The organism is Streptomyces sp. 2P-4 (assembly GCF_030167965.1).
Taxonomy (GTDB): Bacteria; Actinomycetota; Actinomycetes; order Streptomycetales; family Streptomycetaceae; genus Streptomyces; species Streptomyces globosus_A.
The window spans coordinates 2,587,905-2,606,474 of record NZ_CP095011.1; the positions used below are offsets into that span (position 1 = coordinate 2,587,905).

Below are 18,570 nucleotides of genomic sequence, written 5' to 3' on the forward strand. Positions count from 1 at the left end.
CGCGCGAAACGGACGGTTGACTCACCATCCGGAGCGCGACGGTCGGAATGCGGACAACTGAACACAACAATCCGCTTGACAAACGCGAACAGCCCCCCTCGCCACGGGACTGCGTGGCGAGGGGGGCTGCCCTGCGGTGCGGCGCGACCGGCGGGTCGGCCAACTACCGGACTACTTGGCGGCCTTGGCGCGCGAGGCGGTGCGCGAGCGCTCCTTCTGGTCCAGGACGACCTTGCGGATGCGGACGGCCTCCGGGGTCACCTCGACGCACTCGTCGTCGCGGCAGAACTCCAGGGACTGCTCCAGGGAGAGCTTGCGCGGCGGAACGATCGCCTCGAACGAGTCGGCCGACGAGGACCGCATGTTCGTGAGCTTCTTCTCCTTGGTGATGTTCACGTCCATGTCGTCGGAGCGCGAGTTCTCGCCGACGATCATGCCCTCGTACACCTCGGTGCCGGGGTCGGTGAACAGCACGCCGCGCTCCTGCAGGTTGGTCATCGCGAAGGCGGTGACCGCACCGGCGCGGTCGGCGACCAGCGAGCCGTTGTTGCGCGTCTGCAGCGGGCCGAACCACGGCTCGTGGCCCTCGTGGATGGAGTGGGCGATGCCCGTGCCGCGGGTCTGCGTCAGGAACTCCGTACGGAAGCCGATCAGGCCGCGGGACGGGACGACGAACTCCATGCGGACCCAGCCGGAGCCGTGGTTGGACATGTTGTCCATACGGCCCTTGCGGACGCCCATGAGCTGGGTGACGGCGCCCATGTGCTCCTCGGGCACGTCGATCGTCATGCGCTCGACGGGCTCGTGGACCTTGCCGTCGACCTCCTTGGTGACGACCTGCGGCTTGCCGATGGTCAGCTCGAAGCCCTCGCGGCGCATCTGCTCGACCAGGATGGCGAGCGCGAGCTCACCGCGGCCCTGGACCTCCCAGGCGTCCGGGCGGTCGGTGTCGAGGACGCGGAGCGAGACGTTGCCGATGAGCTCGCGGTCCAGGCGGTCCTTGACCTGGCGGGCGGTGACCTTGCGGTCCTTGACCGCCGCCTTGGCGTCGGCGCCCTTGCCGGAGCCGCCGCGGCCGACCAGCGGGGAGGTGTTGGTGCCGATGACCATGGAGATCGCGGGCTCGTCGACCGTGATCAGCGGCAGGGCGACCGGGTTCTCCGGGTCGGCCAGCGTCTCGCCGATCATGATGTCGGGGATGCCGGCGACGGCGCAGATGTCACCGGGGCCGGCCACCTCGGCCGGCTTGCGGGTGAGCGCCTCGGTCATCATCAGCTCGGTGATGCGCACGTTGGAGATCGTGCCGTCGCGCTTGATCCACGCGACCGTCTGGCCCTTGCGCAGCTCGCCCTGCTCGACGCGGAGCAGCGCGATGCGGCCGAGGAAGTTGTCGGCGTCGAGGTTGGTGACGTGGGCCTGCAGCGGCGCGTCCTCCTCGTACGTCGGGGCCGGGACGTGCTCCAGGATGGTGGAGAAGAACGGCTCCAGGTTGTCGCTGTCCGCGGGGACGGTGCCGTCCTGCGGCTTGGTCAGCGAGGCGATGCCGTCACGGCCGCAGGCGTAGACGATCGGGAACTCGATCTGGTCCTCGTCCGCGTCCAGGTCCAGGAACAGGTCGTACGTCTCGTTGACGACCTCGTCGATCCGGGAGTCCGGGCGGTCCGTCTTGTTGATGCAGAGGATGACGGGCATCCGGGCCTGCAGGGCCTTGCGGAGCACGAAGCGGGTCTGCGGCAGCGGGCCCTCGGAGGCGTCCACCAGCAGGACGACGGCGTCGACCATCGACAGGCCGCGCTCGACCTCGCCGCCGAAGTCGGCGTGGCCGGGCGTGTCGATGATGTTGATCGTGATCGGGGCCCCGCCGTCCTTGGGGTGGTACTTCACCGCCGTGTTCTTGGCGAGGATCGTGATGCCCTTCTCACGCTCCAGGTCGTTCGAGTCCATCATGCGGTCGTCGAGCTGCTGGTGGGCGGCGAAGGCGCCGGCCTGCTTGAGCATGGCGTCGACGATGGTCGTCTTGCCATGGTCGACGTGGGCGACGATGGCGACGTTGCGGATGTCGTGGCGCGTGGGCACTGCGGCGCTTCTCCCGGGATCGTGGATGGCGTCGCGTACGGTCCGGCACGCGCGCCCTGGCCGGGAGGAAAACCTGCCACGGCCTTACCCCATCCTACGTCGGATGGCGGGAACCGCCCGCCGGGGGGTCTGTCAAGAGGCCGTACGACTGAGACCGGCCGGGATGCGGGGTGGGGGCTCCGGCCGTGGTGGAACGGGTACTGCCGCGGGTCAACGGGTATCCACGACCTTGCCCGCCGGGGATCCGGCGGGCAAGGGAATTGAGTCACTTCTGAGCTTGTGACCCGCGGGTCACCCCCGGGTACACCGGATTGTCACCGGTTCTTCTCCTTTGCCTCCCCGCTGTCCGTCCCGGCCGCCTTCGCGGGCTTCTTCCACCCGATGTCCTGGTAGCGGGGGGCGGCCATGCCGAAGGCGCCCGCGTTGGCCACGTTCGGCTTGACGGCCACCAGCTGCGGCCGCTGGAAGAGCGGGATGGAGCCGGCGGCCGCCCAGATCCGGGCGTCGGCCTTGCGGATCAGCTCCCGGGAGGCCTCCTCGTCCAGCTCGCCGACCGCCTGGTCGAACAGCTGGTCGATGTGGTCGGTCCCGACCCGCGTGTAGTTCTGCTCGACCATGAGCGAGCCGTCGGCTGCCGGCTCCGGCTTGGCGAAGATGGGGCGCGCGTCGGTCGCCGGGTAGGCGGTCGCCGGCCACGAGTACAGGGCGAGGTCGTACTGGCCCGAGGCGACGTGGTCCTTGAAGAAGCTCTCGTCCGACACCTTCGTCGTCTCGGTGTTGACGCCGACCCTGCGGAGCATCTGCGAGATCCGCTCCCCGACCGTGCGCAGCGCCTCCGAGCCGGGGCCGGAGGGCACCACGAAGCGCAGCGTCAGCATCCTGCCGTCCTTGGCGAGCATGGACCCGGAAGTGCGGGTCTGCTGCGCCGGGGCGGGGGCGGGCGAGGCGTCGCCGTCGGCTCCGTCGGCTTCGTCGGCGTCCTCGGCGCGCTGCGGGGCGCCCTTGGCGTCGGCCGGCGTCCCGGCCGCCGCCGCGGACAGCGCGGCCGCCTGGGCCAGCAGCACCGCCTTCTGCTGCGCTGCGAAGGGGGCGGGCGCGAGGACCGGGGAGGGCTGGTCGGCCGCCGTGCCGCGGGCCTCGCCGTTGCGGCCGTCGTCCTGGCCCACGATGTACAGGCCGTCGTTTCCGGTGCCGGGGCCGGACGCCGCGGACGGCGTCTTCCCGTCGTCCTGCGGCTCGGCCTCCGGGCCGGCCTTGGCGCCGGCCGGCTCGGTGATCCGGCCGTTCCGGCGCCACCCGGCGTCCGCGAGGAGCGCCTGCGCCGCCTTCGTGTCCTGGCCGCCGAGCGCGTCGCTGTTGTCCGCGTACGCCCGCTGCCCGGCCAGCGCCACATGGCTGCCGACCGGCCGGGCCGGCAGGCCCAGGGGCTTGAGGACGAGCTCGGCGAGCTCCTTGCGGTCCAGGGCGCGGGCCACGGCCCGGCGCACCCGCTCGTCGGCGAGCGGGCCGGAGGCCCCGTTCAGGGCGAGCTGCGTGTAGGCGGGCTCCAGCGACCGGCGCACGGTGAAGTTGCGCAGGGCCGCCTGCTCGGCCGGGTAGCGGGCGGCGGCCTCCTGGGCCTTCGCCCGCAGCTCCTCCTCCGCGGCGGCCTTCGCCTCGTCGGTGCCGTGGGCGGCCGCCCAGGACAGCGTCGCCGCGGCCGCTGCGGCCGCCGGGTCCGCCTCGGGGGCGGGGGCGCCTGCCGCGCCGGCCGGGGTGCCCGCCTCCTTGCGGGCCCGCTCGATCCGGTCGGCGCCGGCCCGGTCGACCTCGGCCATGTCGACCTTTCCGGCGGCGAGGGCCGCCGGGCGCTCGGCCCGGGGCACCGCGGTCAGGACGAGGGTGTCCAGCTTGGCGGGCCGGCCCCACCAGCGGGGGTTGCGGGTGAGCGCGGCGGTGCCGGTCTTCTTGTCGACGGCGCCCAGGTTGAAGGGGCCCGCGGTCACCTTCAGCGTGCCGCGGGCGCCCTCGTTGAAGGCGTCGGGCGTGCCGGTGACCTGCTTGGGGTAGAGCGGGGAGAACAGCGAGCGCCAGTCGGTGTACGGCTTGAGGAAGGTGACCCGCACCTCCAGGTCGGTCTTCCCCTTCTCGATCTTCTCGATCCGCTCGTAGCCGGCGTTGCGGGCGGTCCAGTACGCGGAGTCCTTGCCGCTCAGGGCCCGCCACTGCGAGACGAAGTCGGCCGCGCCGATCTCCCGGCCGTCGCTCCAGACGGCCTGCTGGTTGAGCTTGTACAGGACGACCTGCTTGGGCTCCCGCTCGACGATCTCCGCCTTCTCCAGGAAGTCCGGGTTCGCCACCGGGCGGCCCTTGGCGTCCATCGTGAACAGCTGGGGCAGCACCGCGCCGGCGATCCGGCCGGTGGTGGCGTCGGCGTCGGCCTGGAAGGTGTTCAGGGTGTCCGGGAGGCTGTCGACGGCCCAGCGCAGCACACCGCCGTCGGCGACCTTCTCGCGCGCGGTGGGCGCGATGTCCGGCCCCGCGGCGGCGGGGCCGGCGTCGTCGCCCGAGCCGCAGCCCGCGAGCAGCGGCAGTGCGAGGACTCCCGAGGTCAGGAGCGCCAAGGGCCTGCGCCTTCTACGGGACATGGGTGCCACCTCCGGGCGGGCGTGAACGACGTGAGACGGCGGGCCGGCGGTTTGATCACGTTTGGCGGTATTTGCGGCTGATCACACCGGGTGCCGAGACACACTGAAATCGACCGCCCCGCGCGCCCCCGGCAGCCGGCCCCCGCCACGCCGCGAAGCCCACCCGTGCGGACCAATTCCGGTGCCGGCGGGGCGGCCGTTCGCCCGGGAGGGGGATGGGAGAGGGCGCGGGCAGGGGCGCACGGATCGCGCCTGCGCGCCTCTATTCGGTGCACGTCCCCTTCACAACCGGGGACGGGAGGCGCGACACTCGCAGGCGCACATGAACGTTGCCGCCGCTACCCGCGGAAGTGAGGGCAAGTCATGTCCCAGCAGGACGAATTGGATGCCGTCCGGCGCAGCCTCGACGAGCTGGCGCGCAAGGTGGAGCAGCTGGAGCGGCGGACCGCGCCGCAGCCGCCTGAACGCGCCCGGCCTGCGGCCGCGCAGCCGCTCCCGATGGTGGCCATCCCGGACGCCCCGTACGACAGCGCGCTGTGGACCGACAGCGACGACGAGGGCCTCGGCGCCCGCGGCCGCCGGGCTCCCTGACCGCCCGCGGGCGCCCCGCGCGCGCCGGCCGCCGCCGGCCCGCCGCCGCCCGTGCCCCGCCGCACACCCCCGGGCCCGGCCCCCCGCGGGCCGGGCCTCCCGGGCCACCCCCGACCACTCCACCCGGAGTCCCCTTTGGCCACAGGCACCCGACCTCCCCGCCCACCGTCCGGCGTCCACGGCGCCTCCCGCGCCGCGATCCGCGCCCGCCACCTGCGCACCGACCGGTGGTGGCTGGCACCCGCCGGCACCGCGGCCGGGCTGCTCGCCTTCGTCGCCTACTCGACGTGGCGGGCCTTCGCGAACGCCGACTACTACGCGGCCCCCTACGTCTCCCCCTTCTACTCCCCCTGCCTGGCGGAGAACTGCGAGGAGATGCGCGGCGGCCCCAACCTCGACCTCGTCGGCAGCTGGTGGGGCCTGTCCCCCGCGCTGCTGATCCTGGTCTTCCCGCTCGGCTTCCGGCTGACCTGCTACTACTACCGGAAGGCCTACTACCGGGGCTTCTGGGCCTCGCCGCCCGCCTGCGCCGTCGCCGAGCCGCACTCCCGGTACACCGGGGAGACCCGCTTCCCGCTGGTCCTGCAGAACCTGCACCGCTACTTCTTCTACGCGGCCGTCCCGGTCGCCGCGATCCTCACGTACGACACCGTCCTCACCTTCCGCGACGCGGACTACGCGTGGGGCCACATGGGGGCGGGGACGCTGCTGTTCCTCCTCAACACGGTCCTCATCTGGGCCTACACGCTGTCCTGCCACTCCTGCCGGCACATCATGGGCGGCCGCCTGAGGCACTTCTCGAAGCATCCCGTCCGCTACCGGCTGTGGGGCTGGGTCAGCCGCCTGAACGCCCGCCACATGCAGCTCGCCTGGGCCTCGCTCGTCAGCGTGGCCGCCTGCGACCTGTACGTGTACCTGCTCGCCACCGGAGCCTTCACCGACCCGAGGATCTTCTGACATGGCCCAAGTCGACCGGCAGCAGTGGGACGTCGTCGTGGTCGGGGCGGGCGGCGCCGGCCTGCGGGCCGCCATCGAGGCACGCGAGCGGGGCGCCCGTACGGCCGTGGTCTGCAAGTCCCTGTTCGGCAAGGCCCACACGGTGATGGCGGAGGGCGGCATCGCCGCCTCCATGGGCAACGTCAACGGGCGCGACGACTGGCAGGTGCACTTCCGCGACACGATGCGCGGCGGCAAGTTCCTGGGCCAGTGGCGGATGGCCGAGCTGCACGCCCGGGAGGCCCCCGACAGGGTCTGGGAGCTGGAGACCTGGGGCGCCCTCTTCGACCGCACCCCGGACGGCCGGATCTCGCAGCGCAACTTCGGCGGGCACGAGTACCCGCGCCTGGCGCACGTCGGCGACCGGACGGGCCTGGAGCTGATCCGCACCCTCCAGCAGAAGGTGACCGCCCTCCAGCAGGAGGACCTCGCCGCGCACGGGGACCACGAGGCGCGCCTGAAGGTCTTCCAGGAGTGCACGGCCACGCGCGTCCTGAAGGACGGCGGCCGCGTCGCGGGCGCCTTCTGCTACGAGCGGGAGAGCGGCCGCTTCTTCGTCCTGGAGGCCCCGGCCGTGGTCCTCGCCACCGGCGGCATCGGCAAGTCGTTCAAGACCACCTCGAACTCCTGGGAGTACACGGGCGACGGGCACGCGCTGGCGCTGCTCGCCGGCGCTCCCCTGCTGAACATGGAGTTCGTGCAGTTCCACCCGACGGGAATGGTGTGGCCGCCGTCGGTGAAGGGGATCCTGGTCACCGAGTCGGTGCGCGGCGACGGCGGGGTGCTGCGCAACAGCGACGGCAGGCGCTTCATGTTCGACTACGTCCCGGACGTCTTCAAGGACAAGTACGCGCAGACGGAGGACGAAGCCGACCGCTGGTACGAGGACCCCGACGGCAACCGGCGCCCGCCCGAGCTGCTCCCCCGCGACGAGGTGGCCCGCGCCATCAACGCCGAGGTCAAGGCAGGCCGCGGCTCCCCGCACGGCGGGGTCTTCCTCGACGTGTCGACGCGGATGCCGCCCGAGATGATCAAGCGGCGACTGCCGTCCATGTACCACCAGTTCAAAGAGCTGGCGGACGTGGACATCACGGCCGAGCCGATGGAGGTGGGGCCGACCTGCCACTACGTGATGGGCGGCGTCGCGGTCGACTCCGAGACGGCCGCGGCCCAGGGCGTCCCCGGGCTGTTCGCGGCGGGCGAGGTCGCCGGCGGCATGCACGGCTCGAACCGGCTCGGCGGCAACTCGCTGTCGGACCTGCTGGTGTTCGGGCGGCGGGCCGGACTGCACGCCGCGGCCCTCGCGGCGGCGCCGGGCCCGCGGCCGGAAGCCTCCCCGGAGCAGGTGGACGCCGCCGCGGCGGAGGCCCTGGCCCCGTTCCACGCGCGGGAGGGCGCGGAGAACCCGTACACCCTGCACCAGGAGCTGCAGAGCGCGATGAACGACCTCGTCGGCATCATCCGCCGCGAGGACGAGATGGCGGAGGCGCTGCGCAGGCTGGCCCTGCTGCGGGAGCGGGCCGCCCGGGCGGGCGTCGAGGGGCACCGGCAGTTCAACCCCGGCTGGCACCTCGCACTGGACCTGCGGAACATGCTGCTGGTCAGCGAGTGCGTGGCCCGCGCGGCCCTGGAGCGCACCGAGAGCCGCGGCGGGCACACGCGCGAGGACTGCCCGGCGATGGAGCGCAGCTGGCGGCCGGTGAACCTGCTGTGCCGCCCGGTCGAGCCGCCTCCGCCGGACCCGGCCGCGGGCCGGATCCGGCTGGAGCGGGTCCGCACCGAGCCCATCCGCCCCGACCTGCTCGCGCTCTTCGATAGGGAAGAACTCGTCAAGTACCTGGCCGAAGAGGAGCTCCCCGCGTGACGACATACGACGCCCGCTTCCGGATCTGGCGGGGCGACGCCGACGGCGGGGACCTGAGGGACTTCACGGTCGAGGTGCACGACGGCGAGGTGGTCCTGGACGTCGTCCACCGCCTCCAGGCCACCCAGGCCCCGGACCTGGCGGTGCGCTGGAACTGCAAGGCCGGCAAATGCGGGTCGTGCAGCGCGGAGGTCAACGGGCGGCCGCGGCTGATGTGCATGACCCGCATGTCGGTCTTCGACCGGGCGGAGACGGTCGTGATCACCCCGCTGCGGGCCTTCCCGGTGGTCCGCGACCTGGTGACGGACGTGTCGTTCAACTACCGCAAGGCGCTCGAGGTGCCCGCCTTCGTGCCGCCGCAGGGGGTCGGGCCGGGCGAGTACCGGATGCAGCAGGTCGACGTGGACCGCTCACAGGAGTTCCGCAAGTGCATCGAGTGCTTCCTGTGCCAGGACACCTGCCATGTGGTGCGCGACCACGAGGAGAACAAGGAGGCCTTCGCCGGACCGCGCTTCCTGATGCGCGTCGCCGAGCTGGACATGCACCCCCTGGACGCGGCGGCCGCGGCGGGCCTGGACCGCCGGCGGACGGCGCAGGAGGAGCACGGGCTGGGCTACTGCAACATCACCAAGTGCTGCACGGAGGTCTGCCCCGAGGGCATCCGGATCACCGACAACGCGCTGATCCCGCTGAAGGAGCGGGCCGCCGACCGCAAGTACGACCCCCTGGTGTGGCTGGGGAACAGGATCCTCCGGCGCCGCCCCGACACCGAGTAGGCCCTGCGCCGCCCCTCCCGCCGCCGGGCGGGGCGGCGGCGCTGCGGTCGCGGCGTCCCGGAGGCGGTCATACGCTCCCTGCGTGACCCCGTCGAGACGCACCCCCGCCGGGAGGCCCGGCCCCCGGGCCGGGCTCGCGCTGGGTGCCGCGCTGCTGGCCCTTGGCTGCTGCGCGGTGGCCGGGGCGCCTGCCGCCCGGGCCGAGGACCCCGTCAGCCTGTCGGAGCAGGGCCAGGTCACCGACCGGGTGGGGGCGCTGCGCGGCCGGGAGGCCGAGGTCGCCGCCGCGCTGGACCGGCTGTACGACCGCCGCCGCATCCAGCTGTTCGTGGCGTACGTACGGGACTTCTCCGGGCGCTCCCCGCAGGGCTGGGCCGACGCCACGGCGCAGCGGAACGGCCTCGGGCGGGACGACCTGCTCCTCGCGGTGGCGACCGGCGACCGGCAGTACGGCTATTCGGCCGACACCGCCTCCGGATTCACCGAGGACCAGCTGGCGGAGGTCGCCCGCGAGGCCGTCGAGCCCGCCCTGCGCGCCGACGACTGGGCGGGCGCGGCGATCGGCGCGGCCGACGGCTACGACGCGGTGCTGGCCGGCCGCCCCGTCACGCCGCCGCCGATCACACCGGGCCCGGCGGACCCGGGCGGCGGCGGGTCGGGCCCGGGCTGGGCGGGGGACCTGGTGCTCCCGGTCGTCGCCGTCGGCGCGGCCGGGGCGCTCGCCGCGTACGCGTACTCCCGGCGCCGCCGCGGGGCCGGGCGGGGCGGCGACCGGACGACGACCGGCTGGGGCGCGCAGCCCGCGACGGCGACGGCGGTGCCGCTGCTCCAGCTCGACGCGCGGGCGCGGGCGCTGCTGGTGGAGACCGACGACGCGGTCCGCACGTCCGCTGAGGAGCTCGGCTTCGCGGCCGCCGAGTTCGGTGACGAGGCGGTGGCCCCCTTCACCCGGGCGGTGGAGTTCGCGGAGGGCGAGTTGACGGCCGCGTTCCGGCTGCGCCAGCAGCTCGACGACGCCTACCCGGAGGACGACGCGGCACGGCGGCGGATGCTCGACGAGATCGTGGCCCGGTGCAGCGAGGCGAACCGGCGCCTGGACGCGGAGGCGGCGGACTTCGACCGGCTGCGCGACCTGGGGCGCAACGCCCCGCAGGCGCTGGCCGCCGCGCAGGAGCGGGCGCGGGACCTCGCGGGGCGCACGGCGACGGCCGCGGCGACGCTGACGGCGCTGCGCGGCCGGTACGCCGACTCCGCGTCCGGGCCGGTCGCCGGCCACGCCGAACGGGCCGGGGACCGGCTGGCGTTCGCCGGGGAGCAGCTCGACGCGGCGCGGGCCGCCGTCGGGGCCGGGGACACCGGCCGGGCCGCCGTGCACGTACGGGCCGCCGAGGGGGCCGTGGACCAGGCGGCGATCCTGGTGGACGCGGTGGAGCGGCGGGCGCAGGAGCTCGCGGAGGCCGCGGGGAAGCTGCCCGGGGCGCTCGCGGAGACCGACGCGGACCTCGCCGACGCGCGCGGGCTGCTCGCCGCGGCCGCGGCGGGGACGCCCGCCGGGGACCTCGGCGGGCGGATCGCGCGGGCGGAGGCGGTGGCGGCCGCCGTGCGGCAGGAGGTCGCGGCCGGCCGGTACGACCCGCTCGACGCGCTGCGCCGGATCGAGGAGGCTGACGCGGCCCTGGACGAGGCCCTCGCGGGGGCCCGGGAGCAGGAGTCGGGCCGGCGGCGGGCGGCCGCGCTGCTCGACCGGGCGCTGCTGACGGCGCGCAGCGCGATCGGGGCGGCGGCGGACTACGTGGTGACGGCCCGCGGCGCGGTGGGCAGCGAGGCCCGGACGCGGCTGGCGGAGGCGCGCCGGCACCTGGAGCGGGCGCAGGCGCTGGCCGAGCCGGACCCGCCGGCCGCGCTGGCGGAGGCGCAGCAGGCGGACGGACTGGCCCGGCAGGCGCAGGAGCTGGCCGAGCGGGACGTACGGGAGTACGGGGACCCGTACGGCGGCCCGGGCGGGCCCGGCGGCGGGCGGGGCGGCATGGGCGGGGCGGTGCTGGGCGGGATCATCCTCGGGGGGATCCTGCGCGGCGGCGGCCACGGCGGGTACGGCGGCGGATACGGCGGCGGCTTCCCGGGCGGCTTCGGCGGGGGCGGGGTGTTCGGCGGCGGCGGGGGCGGGCCGGGCTCGTTCGGCGGGGGCGGCACCCGCGGCCGGATGGGCGGCGGGGGCCGCTTCTGAGCCTCCCCGCACGCCGGTGCGCCGCGTGCGCCGCGGGGCGCCCGCCCCGTCCCCTTCGTTCTCCCGTCCCGACCCGAGGAGCGCTGGACCGATGAGCAAGCAGACCGTCCTCGGCCGCGTCGCCCTGCTGGCGCGCGCCAACATCCACGCCCTGCTGGACCAGGCGGAGGACCCGCAGACGATGCTGGACCAGCTGATCAGGGACTACACCAACAGCATCTCGGAGGCCGATCAGGCCGTCGCGACGGTCCTCGGCGGCCTGCGGCTGCTGGAGGCGGACCGCGACGAGGACGTGGCGGCGGCCGCGGAGTGGGGCGGCAAGGCGCTCGCGGCCAGCCGCAGGGCGGACGGGCTGCGGGCGGCCGGGTCGGCGGCGGAGGCGGACCGCTTCGACGGGCTGGCCCGGGTGGCGCTGGAGCGGCAGCTGCGGGCGGAGCGGGAGGCGGCCGACGCGGAGCCGGTGATCGCCGCGCAGTCGGAGGTGGCGGGCCGGCTCCGGGAGGGGCTGGACTCCATGCGGGGCAAGCTGGCCGAGCTGACGGCGAAGCGGGACGAACTGGTGGCGCGGGCGCGGACGGCGGAGGCGCAGAACCGGATGCTGGACGCCGTGCGCAGCATCGACGTGACGGACCCGACGAGCGAGTTGGGCCGCTTCGAGGACAAGGTGCGGCGGGAGGAGGCGCGGGCGCTGGGCCGCGAGGAGCTGGCGGCCTCCTCCCTGGACGCACAGTTCGAGGCGCTGGACGGGCTGGCGCGGGCCGAGGAGGTCGAGGCCCGGCTGGCGGCGCTGAAGTCCGCGGGCCCGGCCTGACCGGCCCGCTCCGGCCCGGCCCGCACCCGGTTCAGCCGTACAGGCCGAGGAGCTGCTCGGCCGACAGTCCGCCTTCCGGTTCGGCGGAGGCGCCGGGCAGCGGGAGTTCGAACCAGACCGTCTTGCCGCGGTGGGTCCGCCGGGTCCCCCAGCCCGCCGACAGCAGGCCGACCAGCTGCAGGCCGCGCCCGCCCTCGTCGGTGTCGCGGGCGCGGCGGCGGCGCGGCTGGACGAGGTTGGCGTCCCACACCTCGCACACGAGGGTGCGGTCCAGCAGCAGCCGCAGCCGGATGTCGCCCTCGCCGTACCGCAGGGCGTTGGTGACGAGTTCGCTGACGAGCAGTTCGGTGGTGTCGAGCAGCCCTTCGAGGCCCCAGGCGGGCAGTTTGGCGCGGGCGAGTTCCCGGGCGCGGCCCACCGAGCGGGCGTCGCGCGGGAGGTGCCAGTCGCCGACCGCGTCGACGGGGAGCCCCTGGACGCGGGCCATGAGGAGGGCGATGTCGTCCTCGCCGTGCCGGGTGTCGAGCGTGTTCAGGACGTGGTCGCAGATGTCCTCCAGCGGCCGCGCCGGGTCGGTGAGGGCGTGGCGCAGCCCGCGCAGCCCCTCCTCCAGGGGGTGGTCGCGGGACTCGACGAGGCCGTCGGTGTAGAGGGCGAGGAGGGCGCCTTCGGGGAGGTCGACCTCGACTTCCTCGAAGGGTTCGCCGCCGACGCCGAGCGGCATGCCGGGCGGCACCTCCAGCAGCAGTCCGGCGCGGGGGGCGGATCCCGGCTCGGCGGGTTCGACGAGGACCGGGGGCATGTGGCCGGCGTTGGCGATGGTGCAGCGCCGGGTGACCGGGTCGTAGACGGCGTACACGCAGGTGGCGAGGTAGACCTCGGAGCGGTCGGCGTCGCGGGAGTGGAGGGCGGCCCGGGACGCCTGCTGGGAGCCGCCGGGGGCGCCGAGGCCGCGGGCGATCTCGTCGAGGGCGGCGAGGACTTCGGCGGGCTCCAGGTCGAGCAGGGCCAGGGTGCGCACGGCGGTGCGGAGTTCGCCCATGGCGACGGCGGCGCGCAGTCCGCGGCCCATGACGTCGCCGACGACGAGGGCGGTGCGGTGGCCGGGCAGTTCGATGACGTCGAACCAGTCGCCGCCGACCTCGGTGGCGGCGTTGCCGGGGAGGTAGCGGCAGGCGATGTCGAGGCCTGCGGCCTCCGGGTCGCCGGGCGGCAGCAGGCTGCGCTGGAGGATCAGGGCGCGTTCGTGTTCGCGCCGGTAGAGGCGTGCGTTGTCGATGCATACGGCGGCGCGGGCGGCGAGTTCGACGGCGACGGCGCGGTCGCGTTCGCCGAAGGGCTCGCTGCCCTTGGTGCGGGAGAACTGGGCGAGGCCGACGACGGTGTCGTGGGCCACCAGCGGCACGACGAGGGTGGACTGGACGAGGTCGTCGGGTCCGCCGCTTTCGATGAGGCGGGGCCGTGCGGTGCGCAGGGCGAGCGCGCCGGGCGAGGCGGGCGGGTAGCGGTGGACGTCGCCGACGGCGACGGGGGTGCCCGGTCCGGAGAGGGGGGCGCCGGAGACTGCGGAGGAGAAGGCGACGCGCCGCAGCGGTGCGGACGGGGCGCGGCCGGCGCCGAGTCCGGGCGGCAGGGAGGGCACGCCGGGGCCCTGCGGGCGGGCGGGCCGGTCGTCGTCGCCGAGGAGGAGGCCCTGGTAGAGGTCGACGGCGGCGAGGTCGCAGAAGCCGGGGACGGTGACGTCGAGCAGTTCGCGGGCGGTGGTCTCCAGGTCGAGGGAGTTGCCGATGCGGTGCCCGGCCTCGTTGAGGAGGGCGAGGTTGCGGCGGACGCCGGCTGCTTCGCGGGCGGCGAGGTGGCGCCGGGTGACGTCGGTGCCGAGGCCGGCGACGCCGATGGGCCGGCCGCTGCCGCCGTGGAGGCGGTAGAGGTTGATGGACCAGTGGCGGTTCTCGCGGCTGCCGGGGGCGGCGCCGCTGATCTGGAGGTCGGTGACGGACTCCCCGGTCTCCAGGACGCGGCGCAGGGCCTCGGCCATGCGGTCTGCCTCCTCCGGGGGGAGGTAGTCGTGGACGGTGCGGCCGCGGTGCTCCTCGGCGTTGCCGCCGAAGACGGTGGCGAAGCGGCGGTTGGCGCGCTGCACGGTGAGGTCGGTGCCGAACAGGAGGAAGCCGAAGGGAGATTGGCCGAATATGGCCTGTGAGGCGGCGAGGTCGGATTCGATGCTGCGCAGGGCGCGTACGTCGACGACGAGGCACAGCGCGGCCCGCTCGGCGGCTTCGGTGAGGGTCGGCATGACGTAGATCTCGGCGATGCCGTGGGCGCCGGCGCCGCCGGGGATGCGGAAGGGGACGTGGCCCGTCCACTCCTTGCCGTCGAGGATCTCGGCGACGCGGCGGTGGGCGCCCGCGCGGAGGCCGGGCGGCATGAAGGCGTCGACGGGGTCGCGGCCGACGGCCTCCGCGGCGGCCAGTCCGAAGAGTTCCTCGGCGCGCAGGCTCCACTGGTCGATGAGGCCGTCGGGTCCGATCGAGAAGGAGGCGGCCTTGACGTGGTCGTACAGCGAGCCGGGCGGGCTGCTGTGCCACAGGGAGTCGTGCCACGCCTCCCCCGGCACACGTGCCTGATGTGCCTGCGCAGGTATCTCGCTCACGCGACCGTCCCCTCCAGCTCACCGCAACCGGACCGGCCATGACCGAAGTATTCAGCACCGCGGCCCCGGACGGCACGGCGTCCCCGATCACGAAAAGGTCCCGACTGTTTCGAGCCATGCCCGGTGATCGTCAGCCACCCTCCACCTTGTTACTCACCAGGAAGAGCCAACTCGAACCACACGGTCTTGCCCGACTTGCCGTGGCGGGTGCCCCAGCGGCGCGCGGAGACGGCCACCAGGTACAGGCCCCGGCCGCCCTCGTCGTCGGCTCCGGCGGCGCGTTCGCGGGGCGGATCCGGAAGCGGATCGGAGACTTCCACGAGGAGGGCGGGTCCGAGCGAGGGGTCCCCGTCGACCTGCTTGCGGCGTTCCAGTCGGACGCCGATGGGGCCGGAGGCGTACCGCAGCGAGTTGGTGACCAGCTCGCTGACCAGCAGGACGGTCACCTCGCCGACGGACTCCAGCCCCCAGGAGTGGAGCGTGCCGCGCACGGCGTGGCGGGCGGTGCGGACCGCGCCGGGCTCGGCAGGGAAGGCCCATTCGGCGCATTCGCCGTCTGTGTCGATCACGCCGATCACTTCCCGGGCCGGGGGCGGCGGCCGTCCGGTCCGGCGGGGACGACGCCTGGAGGTTCACTACGCAAATAGGACCAATAGCGACATACCCGATAATCGTGGCGGCGTACCACCCGACTTGCATGCCCCGGCGCACTGTGGCGCGGACGGCCGAGCGCACGAGCGGTGCGCGCCCCCGTGCGACCCGGTGTGCTCCGGGTCAGGGCGCCGCCCGGGTGCCGCCGGCCCCCTCCTCGGCGGCGTGCGCGGCGCGCAGCCGGCGGCCGATCTCGGCGACGGCGGGGCGGTCCTGGTCGAGCCAGTCCACCGACGCCAGTTCGTCGGGGGCGAGCCAGCGCAGTTCGTCGTGGTCCTCCAGCGGCTCGGGCTCCCCGGCGAGCAGGCGGGCGGTCCACACGTGCAGGACGAGTCCCGGCCGCAGCGGCCACTCCCCCGGGATGCGCTCGACGGGCTCGGTGTGCACGCCGAGCTCCTCGCGCAGTTCGCGGACCAGCGCGTCGGGGGCGGACTCGCCCGGTTCGGCCTTGCCCCCGGGCAGCTCCCAGCGGCCCGCCAGTTCGGGGGGCGCGCTGCGGCGGGCGGCCAGCAGGCGGCCCGCACGGCACAGGGCTCCGCCCACGACCACTCGATCCGTCATGGGCGGAGCCTATGCCACTGCCGTGATGCTCAGTTCGTCGTGGCGGTCTGGCCGATCCGCTCGACCCAGTAGAGCTGCTCGTGTCCACGGTGGTCGAGGCTCTCGACCACCTTCTGGGCCTCGGCCCGGGTGGGGTACCGGCCCACCCGGTAGCGGTTGCCGTTGTCGTCCTGACGTATGACCAGCCACGGAAGCAGGGCACCGCTGTCGTTCATCGCGTTTCACCCTCCGCCGATCCACGTGCCCGGGCAGCCGGTCCGCCGGCCCGGGAAACCGCATGGTGCATATGCCGGAGCTTACGCCCGACCTTTACTGAGCGGATACAGGTTTTTACGAAGAGATACCTTGCAGGCGTACGCATCCGGCCATGCGTACGAGTGAGCCGTGCGCGCCGGCTGCGGACCGGCGCACGCGGGCCCGGCAGCGGGCCGGACCGGCCTGGTCTGCGGAGCCGCGGGGCGGCAGGGGCGGCGCCGGGGGCGCGTACGGAGCGGTGCGCCGGGGCATCGGCGCAGGACGGGGCGATCACGATCGCACCGAAACCCGCCGCCTGCCGGGCCGCCGCGCGGCGGCCCGGCAGCCCGGCAGCCCGGCGGCTCCCTCAGCGCACGGGCAGGTGGTAGGCGAGCCGGTAGCGGTCGGCGGGCACGACCACGTCGGCGGTCTCCACGGGGCGGCCGGAGGCGTAGTAGGTACGGCCAATCACCAGGACGACGTGCCCGGGGACGCCGCCGAGGACCAGCAGCTCCTCCGCGAGGCCGGGCCGCGCACCGACCTCCTCGACCACGTTGTCGACGACGACGTCGATGGCGGCCATGCGGTCCACGACGCCCGAGCCGCCCAGCGGCCCCTCCTCCGGCAGCATGACCGGGGTCCGGCCGGTGAGCGCCAGCGGCTCCCAGGAGGTGGACAGCATCATCGCCTCGCCGGCGTCGCGGAAGACGTACCGGGTCCGCATGACCCGCTCCCCCGGCTCGATGCCGAGGCGCTCGGCGATCGGCGCGGGCGCCCCGGCCTGCTCGCTGCTGGAGTCCCAGGTGCCGCGCGCACCCGCCTCGGCCTGCTCCTGCCGGAACGGGGTGGAGGGCCCGCCCGCGCGGTACCCCGAGCGGGCCACCCGCCGGGGCACGGGCTGCTCCCGCACGTACGTCCCCGACCCGGAGCGGCCCTCGACGAGGCCCTCCGCCATCAGGACCTTGCGGGCCTCCAGCGCCACGGTGTCGGAGACCCCGTACTCCTCGCGGATCCGGGCCTGGGAGGGGAGGCGGGCGTGCGGGGGCAGGGAGCCATCGACGATCTTCCGTCGGAGATCCCCGGCGACGCGGAGATAGGCCGGCTGCTCACCGAAAGCCACTGGGCACTCCCATCAGGTTGACAGACAGCCACACCCTGGCAACGGTCGGTTGTACGCCGCAAGCGAAGGCCACCGTTTCACCCGAAGTGATGAAAGGCAGGTCAGTCAAACCCCTTGCCGCACGGTGTCCCCGCCCGTCCGGCGCCGCGCCGGCTCCGGCTCCGGCTCCGGCTGCGGAGCGGAGTCCGGGCCCGCTTCCGGGTCCGGATCCCCCTCCGGCTCCGGATCCTCCTCCGGCTCCGCGGGCCCTCCCGTCCCCGGCCGCTCCTCCAGCCAGTCCGGCACCGTCGTCGCGAGCCCGAACGCCCCGCGCAGGTTCCGCTCCGCCGTCACGGTCAGCACCCGCGCGGCGCGCTCCCACGCCTCCCGGAAGCCGTCCGGGCGCACGGCCTCCCCGGCCCGCTTCCACTCCGCCCGGGATGCCTCGACCTCCTTCAGCCGGACCCCGGCGGGCTCGGCGAGCTCCGGGCGCGCCAGCGCCTCCCGGAGCACCCCCGCCTCGCGGGCCAGCGCCCGCTCCACCGACCGGGCCCACTCCCGGTACGCCGGGAGCGCCTCGTCGAGGTCCTCGTCGGGGGCGCCGCCCCGGGCCAGCTCCGCCTCGTTCGCCGCGCCGAGGTAGGCGGCCTGGTCGGGCCGCAGCATGCCGGCGTCCCTGCGCAGGCTGCCGCGGTGCTCCTCCTCGGTGGTGCCGATGACGCACAGCAGGTGCCGGTCGCCGTCGCCCCACGAGTCGCGGGAGGGGGCGAAGTAGAACATGTCCGCGTACGGGGGCAGGGCCCAGGTGTCCATCGCGTACGCGTCCTGCGCCCGCCAACAGGCCTCCGCGGCGCTCCGCTTGGCCTTCCGGCCGCCCGGGTACGCCGGCCGGCCCAGCAGCGTCGAGGAGGTCACCTCGCCCTGGTGGACCTCGGCGCAGTCGATCCGGTAGAAGAGCGGGTCCTCGTCGAGGAGGTCGCCGCCGGGGACGTTGAAGCAGTCGCCCGCCTGGAGCTCCTCGGGGACGGCCAGCTCGCCCGCCACGCTCTCGTACTGCTCCAGGGCGTCGAGCCGTTCGAAGAGCGGCCCGGCGGCCTGCACGACGGTGAACAGGGCCGCGACGGTGGTCACCAGCGACACGGCAAGGCCCGCGAGGGCCAGCGGCCGGCCGCGCTCGCCCTTGCGGGAGATCTGTACGAGCGCCACGACCGCGAGGACGATGCCGAGCGGCGGCAGGCACAGCAGCCCGACGAGCAGTGAGGCCGGCGCGAACCCGTTCAGCTCCGCGTCCCCGTCCGCCTGCGGCGACGCCGCCGGCCGTCGGTGCGGCGGCGGCCAGGCGTGCGGCGGCGGGGTGCTCACGGGCGCAGGGCTCCATCCCGGGGGGTGCGGAGGCGAATGCGC

At 74.7% G+C, this 18,570-nt stretch carries 14 protein-coding genes; 6 read left to right on the top strand and 8 right to left on the bottom strand.

Features of this window, described 5'->3' with window-relative positions; all coding sequences use genetic code 11:
* Window positions 1–171: 171 nt before the first annotated feature.
* Window positions 172–2,076 carry a translational GTPase TypA gene (gene typA / locus MUK52_RS10855; RefSeq protein WP_114053999.1) on the bottom strand — a complete coding sequence of 635 codons (1,905 nt, stop codon included), beginning with the start codon at window positions 2,074–2,076 and terminating at the stop codon, window positions 172–174.
* 314 nt (window positions 2,077–2,390) lie between these two features.
* Window positions 2,391–4,703 (bottom strand): ABC transporter family substrate-binding protein, encoded by a 2,313-nt coding sequence (locus MUK52_RS10860; protein ID WP_284575777.1) that lies wholly within the window; start codon window positions 4,701–4,703, stop codon window positions 2,391–2,393.
* A gap of 363 nt (window positions 4,704–5,066) precedes the next feature.
* Here MUK52_RS10860 and MUK52_RS10865 point away from each other — a divergent pair, with 363 nt between their 5' ends.
* From MUK52_RS10865 to MUK52_RS10890, 6 genes are all read left to right on the top strand, one after another.
* The gene (locus MUK52_RS10865) at window positions 5,067–5,294 is read left to right on the top strand and encodes an Rv0250c family protein (protein WP_114053997.1); all 228 of its coding nucleotides are present in this window, start codon (window positions 5,067–5,069) and stop codon (window positions 5,292–5,294) included.
* A gap of 135 nt (window positions 5,295–5,429) precedes the next feature.
* Window positions 5,430–6,251: a succinate dehydrogenase subunit SdhC gene (gene sdhC, locus MUK52_RS10870; RefSeq protein WP_284575778.1), complete on the top strand. Its 822-nt coding sequence runs from the start codon at window positions 5,430–5,432 to the stop codon at window positions 6,249–6,251.
* Between the two features lies 1 nt (window position 6,252).
* The gene (locus tag MUK52_RS10875) at window positions 6,253–8,154 is read left to right on the top strand and encodes a fumarate reductase/succinate dehydrogenase flavoprotein subunit (RefSeq protein ID WP_284575779.1); all 1,902 of its coding nucleotides are present in this window, start codon (window positions 6,253–6,255) and stop codon (window positions 8,152–8,154) included.
* Window positions 8,151–8,930, top strand: a complete 780-nt coding sequence (locus MUK52_RS10880) for a succinate dehydrogenase/fumarate reductase iron-sulfur subunit (protein ID WP_114053994.1) — start codon at window positions 8,151–8,153, stop codon at window positions 8,928–8,930. The genes MUK52_RS10875 and MUK52_RS10880 overlap by 4 nt, the downstream gene beginning before the upstream one ends.
* 82 nt (window positions 8,931–9,012) lie before the next feature.
* A complete protein-coding gene (locus MUK52_RS10885; protein ID WP_428985389.1) occupies window positions 9,013–11,157 on the top strand; it encodes a TPM domain-containing protein in 2,145 nt (714 codons plus the stop codon).
* Window positions 11,158–11,248: 91 nt separating this feature from the next.
* A complete protein-coding gene (locus MUK52_RS10890; protein WP_114053993.1) occupies window positions 11,249–11,968 on the top strand; it encodes a PspA/IM30 family protein in 720 nt (239 codons plus the stop codon).
* Between the two features lie 31 nt (window positions 11,969–11,999).
* On the opposite strand, the gene MUK52_RS10895 is transcribed toward MUK52_RS10890, so the two are convergent.
* From MUK52_RS10895 to MUK52_RS10920, 6 genes are all read right to left on the bottom strand, one after another.
* Complete coding sequence (locus tag MUK52_RS10895) at window positions 12,000–14,621, bottom strand: SpoIIE family protein phosphatase (RefSeq protein ID WP_428985388.1); 2,622 nt, start codon at window positions 14,619–14,621, stop codon at window positions 12,000–12,002.
* 149 nt (window positions 14,622–14,770) lie between these two features.
* Entirely contained in the window at window positions 14,771–15,199 is a 429-nt protein-coding gene (locus MUK52_RS10900) for an ATP-binding protein (protein WP_114053991.1), read from the bottom strand.
* 196 nt (window positions 15,200–15,395) lie between these two features.
* A complete protein-coding gene (locus tag MUK52_RS10905) occupies window positions 15,396–15,833 on the bottom strand; it encodes a (deoxy)nucleoside triphosphate pyrophosphohydrolase (RefSeq protein WP_114053990.1) in 438 nt (145 codons plus the stop codon).
* Window positions 15,834–15,862: 29 nt separating this feature from the next.
* Window positions 15,863–16,048 (bottom strand): SPOR domain-containing protein, encoded by a 186-nt coding sequence (locus MUK52_RS10910; RefSeq protein ID WP_114053989.1) that lies wholly within the window; start codon window positions 16,046–16,048, stop codon window positions 15,863–15,865.
* A gap of 386 nt (window positions 16,049–16,434) precedes the next feature.
* Entirely contained in the window at window positions 16,435–17,187 is a 753-nt protein-coding gene (locus MUK52_RS10915) for a GntR family transcriptional regulator (RefSeq protein WP_114053988.1), read from the bottom strand.
* A gap of 105 nt (window positions 17,188–17,292) precedes the next feature.
* Window positions 17,293–18,528, bottom strand: coding sequence for a DUF4190 domain-containing protein (locus MUK52_RS10920; RefSeq protein WP_114053987.1), 1,236 nt, complete (start codon window positions 18,526–18,528; stop codon window positions 17,293–17,295).
* Between the last annotated feature and the right edge of the window lie 42 nt (window positions 18,529–18,570).

Bases quoted from the DNA above. Each gene is read 5' to 3' on its own strand.
- MUK52_RS10875 (WP_284575779.1), top strand. From the start codon at position 6,253: ATGGCCCAAGTCGACCGGCAGCAGTGGGACGTCGTCGTGGTCGGGGCG.
- MUK52_RS10865 (WP_114053997.1), top strand. From the start codon at position 5,067: ATGTCCCAGCAGGACGAATTGGATGCCGTCCGGCGCAGCCTCGACGAG.
- MUK52_RS10910 (WP_114053989.1), bottom strand. From the start codon at position 16,048: ATGAACGACAGCGGTGCCCTGCTTCCGTGGCTGGTCATACGTCAGGAC.
- MUK52_RS10860 (WP_284575777.1), bottom strand. From the start codon at position 4,703: ATGTCCCGTAGAAGGCGCAGGCCCTTGGCGCTCCTGACCTCGGGAGTC.
- MUK52_RS10905 (WP_114053990.1), bottom strand. From the start codon at position 15,833: ATGACGGATCGAGTGGTCGTGGGCGGAGCCCTGTGCCGTGCGGGCCGC.
- MUK52_RS10890 (WP_114053993.1), top strand. From the start codon at position 11,249: ATGAGCAAGCAGACCGTCCTCGGCCGCGTCGCCCTGCTGGCGCGCGCC.